The following is a 13,830-nucleotide window of genomic DNA, read 5'->3' as shown; positions in this document are numbered from 1 at the left end:
GGAGGGCGATTTTGTCGTTGACGCTCCGCCCCCACTCCCTCGCCGTCGCTCCCGCTGCATCCGTTGCATCGCCGTTTTCGCAAATCTGAGGGGGCGCGAGGGGCTGCAGGGAGTCGCGGCGGCGAAATAACTGCATTTATGCAGGTAATTTCTCGAAGTACAGAAAGTCGCTCGCTATAACTGCAAATATGCAGGTATTTCCGTTTCTAGCGATGCCACGGGGCGGATTTGAGAGAAATAGATGCATATTTGCAGGTATCTGCATCCAAATGGCTGGATCGGCGGTAAATTGATGTATATTTGCAGGTATTTATCGTGGGCGGTGGTCAAGTGGGGCGAGGCCACGGGTTGGGCATTACGAAGTTAGTGAAAAATTACGACGATGGGTGGAATTGCGTTGTTGTTGCCGTATTGCGTCGATTGTGCGGGATTAGTCGATAACGCAGTATTGCGTCGATAGTGCGGGTTTGCGTCGATGGTTAGGTGTTGAGCTGATGGTGAGGCATTGTGGCGATAGTGCCGTATTGCGTCGATGGTACGGTGTTGAGCTGATGGTGAGGCATTGTGGCGATAGTGCAGTATTGCGTCGATGGTACGGTATTTAGCTTATGGGAGGCATTGCGGCGATGAGGCGGGTTTGCGTCGATAATGCGAGATTGCTCGGCGGTGCAGTATTGCGTCGATGGTACAGCATTGCGCCGATAGCGCGGGATTGCGGTGGCGGGGCGGTTAGATGGCGGTGAGGCATTGCGGCGATGTCGATGGGACGGGATGACGGCGGCGCGTACTTGATCGACGGGCCGAGGGCCGGCGCGGATATTGCCTTCCGCGCCCCGGCCCTCACTGCCCCGCCTGAATCACCTTATCGTGGGCGGCCGCGAACGCTTCCGGCGTGACAGCTTTGCCGAACAGCGCCTGAATCTGATTCAGATGCGTCTCGGCGGCGCCCGGCTTCAACTGCACGTCGGCGAAAAGCGTGATGCTCGTCGCTTTGTTCATCTCGTTGAGCAGGTCGACGTACAGCTGCGGCAGCTTGACGGCCGCGGTGTCGACCTTGGTCGCCGGGATGACGCCCGCGTCGGTGACGGACCGTTCGCCCCAGCGCTTGACAAAGTACTCGACGAAGGACTTGGCCTCCGCCTTCACCTCGGAGTTCTCGGCGACGAACAGGCCGACGCCCGGGCCGCCGACCCAGCCGTCGATATCTCCTTTTCCCCCATCGACCGTCGGGAACTTGAAGAAGCCTACGTTGTCGCGAAAGCTCTGCGAGATGTCCTGGTTCGTCGTAAAATTCGGCAGTTCCCACGCCCCTACCATGTACATGGCGGCTTTTCCGCTTAAGAACATCGCCTTGGCCTCGTCGTTGGACAAGCCGTTAAAGTCCGGGTTGAACGCACCCGCGTCCACCAGATCCTGCACGCTCCGGGCCGCCTGGACGAGCCCCGCATCGGCAAAGGTACGTTTTCCGCCGATGGCGTCCGCTAGCGTCTGCGCGCCCGCGATGCGGTCGGCCATGTACATGTACCACATCGACCCTGTCCAGCGGTCCTGATTGCCCAGCGCGATCGGCGCCACACCGCCCGCGGCGAGCGTCCCGATAACGCCGCGGAGCTCGTCGTACGTCTTGGGAACCTCCAGATGGTACCGTCTGAACAGCTCCTTGTTATAGTAGATCGGCGCGATATTGAACTCGAGCGGCAGCGCATACGTTTTGCCGTCCACGGCATAAGCTTCCGTCGTGCCCGCTACGAACGAATCCTTCAGCTCGCCTTGCAGCAGGTCGTCGAGCGGCGTGAACAGCCCGCCCTCCACGAACGGCTGCAGCGCACCCGCCGCCCACGTCATGCCGACATCCGGCAGCTCGTTTACGGCAGAGAGCACCCGAAGCTTCGCCTTATACTGTTCATTGTCGAGCACTTCCTGTTTGATGACCACGTTCGGATGCGCCGACTCATACTCCTCGATGATCTTGTTCACGATTTGGTGTTGACCGAGCGCGCCGGCTTCCGGCCACAGATGCATCATCCTAATCGTGACCTGGTCGCCGGAGCCCGGCTCCGCGGCGAGACGATCGCCGGCCGTCTGCCCGCAGCCGGCTGTCGCGAGGGCCAAGCCGGCTGCCGACAGCGCCGATACCGCCCGAATTCGTATGCGCACGTTCTATGCCTCCACGATGCAGCATGACGATCCGCCCGGCGCGGGCCGGACGGAAGCCGAGTATGGCATCAAGCTGCACCTTCTATTGTGATTGGCCGGCGTCGTCAATCATTAGACCTCTTGGAGAACCCGCCTCGCGGCCCGAGCCGCTTACTCTTTGACACCGCCAAGCGCGACGCCTGCGATAATATACCTGGACAGCAGGAAGTATATCACGAAGAGCGGCAGGGCTGTAAGGGCGAGCCCCATGTAAATCGAACCGAACTCCGTCTTGTAAATATCCCCTTTAAGCAGGCTGACCATAATCGGCAGCGTGTATTTGTCCTTCTGCGTGAGCAGGATGAGCGGCATAAACAGGTTGTTCCAGCTGGCGACGAAGGCGAAGATCGCCTGGGTGGCGATGGCCGGCACCATGATAGGCAGCACGATCCGATTGAACGTGTACAGCTCCCCCGCTCCGTCGATGCGCGCGGCTTCTACCATTTCGATCGACAGCATGGACAGCAGGTACTGCCGCATGAAGAACACGATGGCCGGCGCCGCGATGGCCGGCAGAATCAGCGGCAGCAGGCTATTCGTCCAATGCAGCTGGTACATGAACTTGTAGAAGCCGATGGCGCTCGCCTGCGCCGGAATCATCATGACGAGCAGGATAAACGTAAAGAACGCCTGGCGAAGCTTCCAGTTATACGCGACCAGCGCATATGCGGTCAGCGATGAGAAGTAAACCGCGCAGATCGTCGAGAAGCCGGAGATGATGAGCGAATTGAAAAATCCTTTGAGCGGATCGAAGCTTTTGCTCAGCAGCACGTCCAGATTGGTCTTCATATGCGTGGACGGCAGCAACGAGAGCCCGCTCTGAATCTCCGCCGTCGAGCGCGTGGCATTGACGAACATGATCCAGAACGGCAGGATGCTGAGCAGCGCGAGCGCGATGCAGACGACGTAGACGATCGTGCGGTTGACGTGAAGCGAGGCTTTGGATTCGGTCCGTACGTTTTCCATGAATCACAGCCCCCTAGCCGCCGCTCGCGCAGCCTTATCGATTCTTTTTTGCGCCTTCTTGAGCCGAGACGCGTCGCGGTCGCGCATGAGGTAGAACAAGAGACCCGACAGAATCGCCGCGATCGCGAACATGATCATGCTGGCCGCCGCCGCCTTATTGAACAGATAGCTGCCCTTGAATGCCTGCCCGTAGATGAATACGGACGTCGTGAGCGTCGCGTCGTCGGGACCGCCGAACAGGAACAGCTGCGGAATGTCGAACAGCTGCAGGCCCCCGATCATGGACGTGATCAGCGTGTAGAGCATGATCGTCTTGAGACTCGGCAGTGTGATCCGCATAAACGTCTGCCAGCCGTTCGCCCCGTCGATGGCAGCCGCCTCGAACAGCGCGGGATTGATGCCCATGACGCCCGCGATCAGGATAATCATCGTGTTGCCGTACCACATCCAGAACTGGATAAAGGCGACGATGCCCCGCGCAGTCGTCTTGTCCTGCAGGAAGTTAACCGGTGCGTCGATCCAGCCCAAGCTCTCGAACAGACTGTTCACGGGACCCATCGGGTAGGAAAACAAAGAGTTAAAAAGCACGGCGATCGTGCTCGCCGTGATAATATTCGGCATATAGAGCAGCACTTTGAACGCGCCCTGGCCCCGCACCTTGAGGCGCTGGTTGGTGAACCAGGCGGTGAGCAGCAGCGCGAGTCCGATCTGGGGAACGAAGTTCAGGATCCAGATCAACGCGGTATTCGTAAGCGAAATGCGAAACGACGTGTTGTGCATAATGAGATCGGTGAAGTTGCCGAAGGGATTGTCCAGCATATGGACCGGCTTCGGAATGACGCCCTTCATATCGGTAAAGCCGATAACCGCCGTGTACAATACCGGATAGAACGAGAATACAAGGAACGCGAGTATGAAAGGCAAGCTGAACATGTAGCCGAATCTCGAATAGCTGACGCTCTTGCGGCGCATGGCTACCACCTCGTTTATTCATATAAAAGGGCGGGCCGTCGACCCGCCCCTTCGGCGCAAAAGTGCCGTCTTATTCGCTGTCGATGTCGAGCTGGTCCTTGACCTTTTGCTTGAAGTCCGCGATCGTCTTGTCCCGGCTCTTCGTGCCGTTCGCATATTCGCGCACCTGGTCGCGCCAGATGAGGTTGATCGACTCGTCGTATTGGGTGAGGTTCTTGCCGGTCGCGTTGGCGTTGGCCGGAACGAATACGTCAAACATGTTCTGCCCGCCGAGCAGCGCGACTTCGCCGTTCGACTTGGACATGACGACGCTCGACGCGACGCTGTCCTTCGTGCCCTGCTCGCCCGTCTTCATCGTGCCGTTCGCCCAATAATACTGGAGACCGGTCTCGGACGTATCCAGCGTCACCCACTTGATAAAGTCGGCAACCGCAGCCTTTTTCGCGTCGTCCTTGGCGACGTCCTTGTTCGCGAGCAGCCAGGTGCCGCCCCAGAAGAAGCCGGTCGGCGGTTCGGTCACGGCCCAGTCGCCGTTCGTGTCCTTGACCTGGCCGTTCATGACGTAGTTGATGAGCCAGGCGGGGCCGAAGAAGCCGAAGATCGGCTGTTTGCCGGTGCCGGACATGTCGGCGTACCAGGCTTCCGTCCAGTCCTTCGTGTCGTTCGAGTAGCCGTTGTCCTTCAGCTGCTTGGAAAAATCCAGGAACTGCTCGCGCTTCGGATCGATATGGAGCTTGCCGTCTACGATCCAGCCTTTGTCGGAGCTGTTCTCGATCGGGTGCCAGATATCGCCGTCGCCGGATACGATGCCGTAGCCTTTGGCCTTCAGCTTGGCGGCCGCGTCGAAGAACTTGTCCCAGCCCGGACCGACCGCGGTCTTGATCGTCGCCGGATCGTCCGTGCCGAACACGTCCTTGGCGATCGAACGGCGATAGATGAAGGCGCCGCCTGTCGCTTGATAGGCGAGGCCCTTCAGCGCGCCGTCCTTGCTGCCGATGTCGACGGAATATTGCGCGATACCGGCGTCCTTCACCAGGTCGTCGCCCAGCCCCAGGTCCGCGTAGTTCGCGGCGTAGTCCGAGGCGTCGCCTTGCGTGTACTTGAGGACGAAGGCCGATTCGGCCGCATAAAGGTCCGGGGCATCCTTGCCTCCGCCGGCGAGCGCCTGATCGAGCGCGGGCTGGTAAGCGCCGTCCGTCGTCGCGATGACGGTCGTCTTGAACTCGACGTTCGCGTCGGGGTGGGTTTCCATGTACTTCTTCGTCATGTTGGGAATCTCGTCGGTGAAGCTCCAGAGGTTGATGGTCACCTTATCCTTCGGCTTGCTGCTGTCCGAAGGCGCGGCGCTGCTCGAAGCGCCGGCGCTCGGGCTGGCCGATTGGCTGGCGCCTGCATTGTTGGAGGCGTCCGAGCCGCATGCGGCCAGGACGGAAGACAAGAGGACAATGGCGGTGCTTGCGGATAGTGCGCGTTTCATTTTTTAGCCTCCCTTTTTACGACACAGTCACTTTGTAATCGCATACACAGTATAAAACCGGAAATGTAAGCGCAACAGTTAACTGCGATTGGGAGAAATTCCACTTTTATTGGATCGACGGATCTTCTTCCGCCGCTTGCTGCCTGTACTGCCTGGGGCTCGTCCCTTCGCTTTCTTTGAACACCTTGATGAAATATTTGACCGTCTGGTAGCCGACCTTCTCCGCAATTTCCCACACCGGCAGGCGCGTCGCGACGAGCAGCTCCTTGGCTTTTTGCAGCCGGATCCGCGTCAGATAATCGCTGAACGTCACGCCCGTCTGCTCCTTGAACAGCACGCTGAAGTAGCTCGCGTTCAGGTGAAGCTGCTCCGCGACCTGCTTCATCGTGATCGCCTCATGCAGATGGCCGTATATAAAGTCGATCGCGTCCTTGATGGAGGAGCCGTATCGTGCCTCGTCGCGGCCTACCTCGAGCAGCTTGGCGTCTACGAGCCTCTCCATCGCGCCTACGCGATCCTTGTCGCTGTCGCGTTCGAACGCCCGCTGCACGGTGTCGATGAGCGCCGCTTTGTCGAGCGGCTTGAGGATATAGTCGAACGCGCCGAGCTGCAGCGACTTTTTCGCATACTCGAACTCGGCATGGCCGGAGATGACGATCACGACGGGCAGCGGTCCGCGCTTCGCGAGCGCCTCCAGCATCTGCAGGCCGTCGATCTCCGGCATCCGCACGTCGGTGATGAGAATCTGGACGGGATTCGTCTTCAGCCATTCGAGCGCTTCGACGCCGCTCGCGGCGCATTCGATCCGGTATTTGCCCGCCGCCCAGGCGACGAGGGTCTTCTGGATGCCGAGGCGCGTACGCGGCTCGTCGTCGACGATCAATAACGTTTTCACAACGGTTCGACTCCTCCCGGAGGTATGGTGATCTCAAAGCGGACGATCGTGCCGGAACCGGTCTTGCTCTCGATGCGCAAGCCGCTGCCGGCTCCCGCCGCGTCCGGATAATACAGCTTGAGTCGCCGCTGTACGTTGGACATGGCCACGCCCGCTCCCTTCTTGGACAAGGGCTGCCGGTCCGCGCCTTCGATCCTTCGCATGAGCTTGGCCAGCGTCTCCTCGTCCATCCCGAGCCCGTCGTCGATGACGGCGATCGTCGCGATGCCGGGCTTGTCAGACGTCACCTGAATCGTGACCGATCCCGGTCCGATCCGGCTCTCCACGCCGTGCAGAATCGCGTTCTCCACGAGCGGCTGGATAATCAATTTGGGGATCGGCACATGCATGAGCCCCTCGTCCGCGGCGATGCGCCATTCCAGCCGGTCGATCAGGCGCATCTTCATGATCTGCAAGTACCGCTGCGCATGCTCGAGCTCGTCGCGGACGGTCACCCACTCGTCGTCCCCGCCGGCGCCCCCGATGACGTAGCGGAACAAGCCGGACATGGCGACGACGTTGCCCGCCAGCTCCTCGTCCCCCTTGTCCTCGAGCGACCAATAGAACGCTTCCAACGTGTTGAACAGGAAGTGGGGATTGATCTGCGCCTGCAGCGCCTTGAGCTCGGTGCGGCTCTGGGTGATCTCCTTCTCGTAAACGACCTGGATCAGCTCGTTCATATGCGTCACCATCTGGTTGTAGGTGTTGTTCAGCTCCCGAATCTCCAGGGACGCGATCGTCGGCGACGGCGACAGGTTCTGCTTGAGCCCGCCGAGCCGCGCGCCGCGCATCGTGCGCATCAGCTTCAGCATCGGACGCGTGATCAGCGTGGACAGCAGCAGCGTCAGCAGCAGAAACGCCACCGCGCCGATGCCGATCGATACCAGGATCGCGGTGCGGAGAACCGAGATCCCCTCGGTCGAAGCGCGGACAGGCGTGAGCAGCACGAGCGTCCAGCCCGTCGTGCGGGATTGCTGGCGCACGGACAGCAGCTCTTCGCCGCCGACGGAGACGGTGGATCCGGTCTGCGCGAGCACTTCCTCGGCTTCCTCGGCCGAGAGGTCCGAGGTGATCGGGGCGCCCTGGCCGTCCGCGAGCAGCATGTACTCGTCGTCGCCGCGCTTTTCTCCCTCGCCCGCCGCCTGCTCGTTCATCTCGAAGTAGTCGCGGCTGAGCCGGACCGCCAGGTAGCCGCCGGCCGCGTAGCCCCGGTCGATGAGGCTGATGCGGCGCAGCGCGAGCACGGTATCCGGCTGCGCCGGATCGAGCCCGAACCAGACGAGCCGTCCCTTTACCCGGTCGGTCTGCCAGATCATCTCTTGCGAGACCCGCGCGTTCAGGCTGGTCTGGTCGAGCGGGAACAGGCGCCGGTAGTCCTTGGCGTAGAGCTCCATCGAGCGGATGCCCGTCGAATAGGCCATGTAGGTGCTCGCGATCTGCAGCAGCGACTGACGCTGGGCGAACGCGGCTCGGACGCCGTCCGCTTCCTGGAGCAGCAGCTTCTGCACATAATCGTTGGTCGCCACCTGGGTCGTCAGCGAGTCGATCTGGTCAAGCAGCGCGTCGAGCCGTCCGTTCGCCTGCACCGCCGTCTGCTGGATATGCTTCTCCGCGCTGCCCCGCAGCAGGTCGGATACCTGACCGTAAATATAGATGCCCGCAAAGGTGAGCACGACAATCATCGTCAACGTAAACGCGACGAAAATCTGGTTGCGCAGGGTGTTCATCTCGCTCCATTTGAACAATCGAATCGCCCGCCCGTTTTTCGCATGAGTCCAATCCCGTCTACTTTATCACAAAGACCGATTTGTCAGCCAACCGTTCTGCATAGGCGGCCAACTTCTAAAGATTGTAGGTATAAAACCTAATCATTGTGCCGTATCTGCGCGAATTTATATTTGATATGATGAGGGAAAATCGGATGGATAGCGCTTACAAGGAGGCAACGGGATGACAACAGAATTGCGGGGCGGCGCGCCGCTCGTGACGCATATTTACACGGCGGATCCATCCGCTCACGTATTCGAGGGCAAGCTGTACGTGTACCCTTCGCACGATCTGGACCACGAGATGACTTCAAACGACAATGGCGACCAGTACGACATGGAGGACTACCACGTCCTCTCGCTTAACGAGGATCTGACGCAGGCGCTCGACCACGGAGTGGCGCTGCACGTTAACGATGTTCCCTGGGCGAAAAAGCAGCTGTGGGCGCCTGACGCGGCCTACAAGGACGGCACATACTATCTGTTCTTCCCGGCGCGGGACTATAACGACGTCTTCCGCATCGGCGTCGCTACGGGCATCTCGCCCCAAGGGCCGTTCCGCGCGGAGCAGAGCTATATTGCCGGCAGCTTCAGCATCGATCCGGCCGTTTTCGCCGACGAGGACGGCAAGGCTTATGTCTACTTCGGCGGGCTGTGGGGCGGTCAGCTGGAAAAGTGGCAGACCGGCGCGTTCCAGCCGGATGCCGAGGGGCCGTCGGGCGACGAGCCCGCGCTCGGGCCAAGGATTACGGAGCTAAGCGAGGATATGCTGGGATTCGTCGAAAAGCCGCGAGAGATCCGCATCGTCGACGATGCCGGAGAGCCGATTCGGGCCGGAGACGAGGACCGCAGATATTTCGAGGGTCCCTGGATGCATAAGCACGAAGGCCGGTATTACCTCTCCTATTCGACGGGGACGACGCACAAGATCGTTTATGCGGTCGGGGACAACCCGTACGGCCCGTTCACGTTCAAAGGTACGATCCTGACGCCCGTCGTCGGTTGGACCACGCATCATTCAATCGTCCGCTACCGGGAAAAATGGTATCTGTTTTATCACGACAGCACACTGTCGGGCGGAGCGGACAATAAGCGCTGCGTGAAGATGACCGAGCTGCGTTACGAGGCGGACGGCTCCATTCGCACGGTCGACCCTTATCCCGAGTCGCGTTGATCGGGTTCCTGTTGACGGCTATATTTTGGCGGATTATCCCATGTCGAAGCGTGCTTCCGGGCAGCATCCACCTAAATTCTTGTTGGAAACACACATAAGAATCGGCGGAATTGCGTAGCTTATGAATAGAATTCGCCTCGATAGGGTATTTTCTCGATGAACCGCCAAATTCGGCTGAAGGAGTGAATCCGGTATGAAAACGCTAAACGCTATCGCGCTTGCCATTCTGATCATCGGAGGCATTAACTGGCTGCTGGTCGGTCTGTTCAAGTACGATCTCGTCGCCGAGTTTTTTGGAGGTCAGGAAGAAGTCGCTTCCCGCATCGTGTATACAATCGTCGGCATCTGCGCGCTGTATGCGATCAAATTTTTCAATGACGTCAGCAGCGATTCGCGCGCTCGTTAATAAATTCTTGCTGCGGCGCGAAGAGCCGGACGGCCGCCTGCTGAGGCGACTGTCCGGCTCTCGTCGTTCAGGGGCGAAGCCTAAGACGCTTCGGACTCGCTTTCCAGGGCATCGCCGAGCATATTCAGCAGCTCGTTCGTGCCGTGCTCGCGCTGCGCCGCCGTATCGAGACCGTCGAGGAAAACGCCCTGCTCGGTAAAAACCAACCGCGTGCCGCCTTCGACCGGATGCAGCTCGACCGTCGTCACCGAGGCCGAGATTCGCCGGTCCCCCATGTCCAAGACGTACGAATAAACGATGCGTTCGTTCGGCACGATGTCCTGGTAGCAGGCATCGAACGTGAAGACGGGACCGTCCGGCGGTCCGCCGCGGCTGTACTCCCGGCCGCCTACGCGGAAGTCGAAGGTCTCCGCGGGGGAGAACCAGCGCGCTTTCGCTTTGGCGTCAGACCAGGATCTGAAGACGCGCTCCGGCTTCGCGGGGTACGTTCTTTCCACCGTAAAAGTGGCGTGGTGCGCCGATCGTTGTTCCATTTCCATTTCGTTCATCCTCCCTGATTGTGGTCTTCCGAGTCATCTTCCTGTTCATCTTCCCGTTCATCATCCGTTTCATCTTCCCGCTCGTCTGCCAACCAATCGCCCAACCGGTCGAGCGCTCGCTCCGCGTGCGTGCGCCGCTCCCAAAAATACTTTTCATGGCTCTGCTTCATCATCCCGAGCAGCTTCGTGAACGCCTCCACCCCAAGCGGCGCTTGCGCGCGTACGGCGGCCGACGCCTGCTCCAGTTCGCTCAGCAGCTTCTGCTGGACGCGGATCTTCTCCCGCAAGCGAGCGATCTGCGCGGCGATGATCTCGGACAAGTCGGGCACGTCCCGCTCCAGAACGGACTGGATCTCCGTGAGCGGCAGGCCCAGCTCCTTGAGCGCCAGAATCTGATGCAGGCGGGACAGGTCGGCCTCGTCGTACAGCCTGTGCCCCGAGTCGGTCTGACCGGAGGGGGAATAGAGGCCAATCTGGTCGTAATAGCGCAGCGTCCGAATCGTAAGCCCCGTCAGCGCGGCGATGTCGCCAACCTTCCAGCGTCGGCCCGCCGCGCCGGGCGCGTCGTCGTTCGCACCTTCGCGGTGCTTGGCCATTATTCTACCTCCCCGTCTGCCGTCTCTATGCCCGTAACTCTACTATAAAACGTGACGCAACGTAATGTGCAAGGAGGAATTTTAAATTAGCTGGTTCGGCTGCGGGGATGAGGAAACAGGCTTGCACTCGCGTGGCGAATGTGTGGCGGATATGCGGGTACGATGGTGGGTTGGCAGTTGCGGTGGGTGTTGGCGGTGCGCGGTTGCGGGGGAGGCAAGTGGTTGGCTGCGGTTAACGGTATAGTTTGGCGGGTGGCGGACTTATAATCGGCAATCGATAATTGTTAAAAAGCGTCTAATTCCGGGGGGAACTGCGAATTTTAGGCCGATAATTGCCGAAAGGCAGTTATTTTCCGGAAATTTGGTCCTGGGGAAGCTGAGCGGCCAATTTAGTTGCCCTTTAACAACTATTGGCGCCGGGCCCCCTTCCCGCAAACAAATTAACTGCTTTCTGACAATTAAATTCGGGTCCCGCAGCAAATGAATGCGGCCCCTCCGCAAAAACCCGGGCGGTCTGCCCGCTCGGGTTCAAAAACCAATGCATCAGAGATCAGCCTAGCCGAGCGTCGCAGCAAAGCCCTCGCGCCAATCCGCGAAGCGTGGCTGCCAGCCGAGCCGCCTGGCCTTGGCATTGGACGCGCCGCGTTCGCCGCGGGCCGCTCCGGGCTGCCGCTCCGGCGACGGCGCGCCCAGCAGCGCGGCGTAATGCGGCAGCCACTCGCTGCCGGGTGCCGGTTGGCCGTCAACGACGTTGACGACACCAGGCGGCCAGCCCAGCGCCAGCACCGCGGCACGCGCCGCGTCGTCGACGTGGACAAACGACGCCACGCCTCCGGTCGCGGGCACCGCGCCGCGGCGAACCTCGTCGGCCATGAAGCCGTCCTTCGCGTACCAGGTCCCCGCGCCGTAGAACAGCCCGTACCGCAGGATGACGGATTCGGGCAACTCCAGCGACGCCGTCTCCAAGGCGTGCACGCCTCGGATCGTACCGCTTCGTGGGGCCGGCGCGTTCAAATCGAGCGGCTCCTCCTCGGTCGCCGGGCCTTCGCCGGGCGCGTACGCCCAGGAGATGCTCTGCGCGATCATCCGGCGCACGCCCGCGGCCATTGCGGCGTCGACCAGATGGCGGGTGCCGAGCGTCCGGATCTGTGAGTTCGCCGCAAAGTCGCGCTCGCCTAGTGCGGTGAGCTGGTGAATCACCGTCTCCGGCTGCGCCTCGCCAATCGCCGCGAACACGGCGGCGCGGTCGAAAATATCGAGTACGACGGCCTTCGCGCCCTGCGCTTCTAATTGTGCCGCGCTCGATGCGTGGCGGGTGAAGCCCGTCACATCGTGATCGGCCTCGACAAGCAACGGAATCAACGATTTTCCGATGGCGCCCGTGGCGCCTGCTACTGCAATTTTCATGAGCGAATGACCTCCCCGAGATCGACTTACTTGTGAATGGCGAGATGACTTGGTTGAAGGGTTCGCGAAACGGCGGCCGGAACGACGGGTTTTTGTTTCCTTTCAAGACATTGGGCACTGGTTCGGCGCTCGCGGCGGTGATTTTGTTCCTATCCGCGACCTCCGAAGACGGCGCGGTTGTTAGACGACTATTTTGTGCTTATCCGAGCTTCCATCGGCAGTTCGGCGCTCGCGGCGGCGCTCTTGTTCCTATCCGAGACTTCCTTCGCCCCGCCTGTGCCTGTTGCACCAACTTTGATCCCGCCAGACTGGCCGTCGTTCGACGCCCCGCTGCTTGATGCGCCGGCGCCCGGCTCGCCGTTGCCGGTCGCCTTGCGCTTGCCGCCCCGGTAGTTCGCGCCGATCACGCCGGCCAGCATGCAGATCGTACCGATCGTCTGCGCGCCGCTCCAAGCGTCGCCCATAATCAGGACGCCGGACAAAATAGAAACAAGGTTGCCCAGATTGACGAACAAGCTTACCTTAAACGCCTCGATCCGGGAGAGTGCGAAGTTTGACAGCCACGACGAGACGAGCGAGGACATGATGGCAATATAGAGCAGCGGCAGCCAGAAGCCCGGCTCGGCCGCCGGCGCGAGCAGCGCGGACATCGTGCCTTGCGTCAAGTGGCGAGCAAGTGCGAGAGCGACAAAAAAGTAACATCCGGTCCTCATCATGGCATAGCTCAGCTCTGCGGCGGAGTACGAAGAGCGCAGGCCACGGGCCATCACGCCGTACAGCGCGAGCGCGACTGCCGACAAGAGGATCAGGCCGCCGCCGACGGCACTTGTCCCCCGCAGCGCGTCCCCCGAGATCCCCGTCATAATCGCGAGGCCAAAGACCGACATGAAGACGGACATCAGCTGCAGCTTGCTCGCCCGCTCCTTCAGGAAGAGCGCGCCCAGCAGCAGCGCGAAGATCGGCGAGGTCGCCGAAAGGATGCCGGCGCCCGATGTTGTCGAGGCGTCGAGACCGAACGACTGGAAGCCGAAAAATGCGGTCGGATATACGAGGCTGACGAGCAGCAGCGGCAGGCGCGGCCTTCCTTTCTGCTTGGGCGGCATGCGGATCCAGCCCGCCCGCACCGGAATCGCGAGGAGCGCGAACGACAGAGCGAAGCGGTAGGCGAGCATGTCGAACGGATCGGCGTGACGCAAGGCGAGCTTCGTGAACATAAAGGAAAATCCGATGATGATTGCGTATAATAGTGCCAACGGGTAGATGGCAGCGGTGCTTCTGGCGGTTGCGGGCAAGTCAGTCATGCCTCTTCCTCCCTTTGCTCGAGTGCGGAGCCAGCCGGCTTCATGCTCTCAGCATAAGGCAACGGCCACGCTGACGCTATCGATACTTCTTCGATC

Annotated in this window: 12 protein-coding genes; 2 read left to right on the top strand and 10 right to left on the bottom strand. The window is 60.5% G+C overall.

Annotated features, from left to right (window positions below):
• Positions 1-840: 840 nt before the first annotated feature.
• The 6 genes from ACFSR7_RS07985 to ACFSR7_RS07960 all read right to left on the bottom strand — a co-directional run bounded on the left by ACFSR7_RS07985 (position 841) and on the right by ACFSR7_RS07960 (position 8,290).
• The gene (locus ACFSR7_RS07985; RefSeq protein ID WP_378160555.1) at positions 841-2,151 is read right to left on the bottom strand and encodes an extracellular solute-binding protein; all 1,311 of its coding nucleotides are present in this window, start codon (positions 2,149-2,151) and stop codon (positions 841-843) included.
• A 156-nt stretch (positions 2,152-2,307) separates the two neighbouring features.
• Positions 2,308-3,162: a carbohydrate ABC transporter permease gene (locus tag ACFSR7_RS07980; protein WP_378160325.1), complete on the bottom strand. Its 855-nt coding sequence runs from the start codon at positions 3,160-3,162 to the stop codon at positions 2,308-2,310.
• A 3-nt stretch (positions 3,163-3,165) separates the two neighbouring features.
• Positions 3,166-4,134 (bottom strand): carbohydrate ABC transporter permease, encoded by a 969-nt coding sequence (locus tag ACFSR7_RS07975; protein WP_378160323.1) that lies wholly within the window; start codon positions 4,132-4,134, stop codon positions 3,166-3,168.
• Positions 4,135-4,204: 70 nt separating this feature from the next.
• The gene (locus ACFSR7_RS07970) at positions 4,205-5,611 is read right to left on the bottom strand and encodes an ABC transporter substrate-binding protein (protein ID WP_378160321.1); all 1,407 of its coding nucleotides are present in this window, start codon (positions 5,609-5,611) and stop codon (positions 4,205-4,207) included.
• Positions 5,612-5,717: 106 nt separating this feature from the next.
• Positions 5,718-6,506 carry a response regulator transcription factor gene (locus tag ACFSR7_RS07965; protein WP_378160319.1) on the bottom strand — a complete coding sequence of 263 codons (789 nt, stop codon included), beginning with the start codon at positions 6,504-6,506 and terminating at the stop codon, positions 5,718-5,720.
• Positions 6,503-8,290, bottom strand: coding sequence for a cache domain-containing sensor histidine kinase (locus ACFSR7_RS07960; protein ID WP_378160317.1), 1,788 nt, complete (start codon positions 8,288-8,290; stop codon positions 6,503-6,505). The genes ACFSR7_RS07965 and ACFSR7_RS07960 overlap by 4 nt, the downstream gene beginning before the upstream one ends.
• 205 nt (positions 8,291-8,495) lie before the next feature.
• Here ACFSR7_RS07960 and ACFSR7_RS07955 point away from each other — a divergent pair, with 205 nt between their 5' ends.
• Positions 8,496-9,485: a glycoside hydrolase family 43 protein gene (locus ACFSR7_RS07955; protein ID WP_378160315.1), complete on the top strand. Its 990-nt coding sequence runs from the start codon at positions 8,496-8,498 to the stop codon at positions 9,483-9,485.
• A gap of 193 nt (positions 9,486-9,678) precedes the next feature.
• Complete coding sequence (locus ACFSR7_RS07950) at positions 9,679-9,891, top strand: DUF378 domain-containing protein (RefSeq protein WP_378160313.1); 213 nt, start codon at positions 9,679-9,681, stop codon at positions 9,889-9,891.
• Positions 9,892-9,971: 80 nt separating this feature from the next.
• Here the strand turns inward: ACFSR7_RS07950 and ACFSR7_RS07945 are convergent, their stop codons facing one another.
• The 4 genes from ACFSR7_RS07945 to ACFSR7_RS07930 all read right to left on the bottom strand — a co-directional run bounded on the left by ACFSR7_RS07945 (position 9,972) and on the right by ACFSR7_RS07930 (position 13,734).
• On the bottom strand, positions 9,972-10,424 hold the full coding sequence (locus ACFSR7_RS07945) for an SRPBCC family protein (RefSeq protein ID WP_378160553.1): 453 nt from the start codon (positions 10,422-10,424) through the stop codon (positions 9,972-9,974).
• Between the two features lie 11 nt (positions 10,425-10,435).
• Positions 10,436-11,026, bottom strand: coding sequence for a MerR family transcriptional regulator (locus tag ACFSR7_RS07940; RefSeq protein ID WP_378160312.1), 591 nt, complete (start codon positions 11,024-11,026; stop codon positions 10,436-10,438).
• 555 nt (positions 11,027-11,581) lie between these two features.
• Entirely contained in the window at positions 11,582-12,433 is an 852-nt protein-coding gene (locus ACFSR7_RS07935) for an NAD-dependent epimerase/dehydratase family protein (RefSeq protein WP_378160310.1), read from the bottom strand.
• 188 nt (positions 12,434-12,621) lie between these two features.
• On the bottom strand, positions 12,622-13,734 hold the full coding sequence (locus ACFSR7_RS07930; RefSeq protein ID WP_378160309.1) for a DMT family transporter: 1,113 nt from the start codon (positions 13,732-13,734) through the stop codon (positions 12,622-12,624).
• Between the last annotated feature and the right edge of the window lie 96 nt (positions 13,735-13,830).

The organism is Cohnella sp. GCM10020058 (genome assembly GCF_042683485.1).
Taxonomy (GTDB): domain Bacteria; phylum Bacillota; class Bacilli; order Paenibacillales; family Paenibacillaceae; genus Cohnella.
This window is presented reverse-complemented; position numbering and strand designations above follow the sequence as displayed.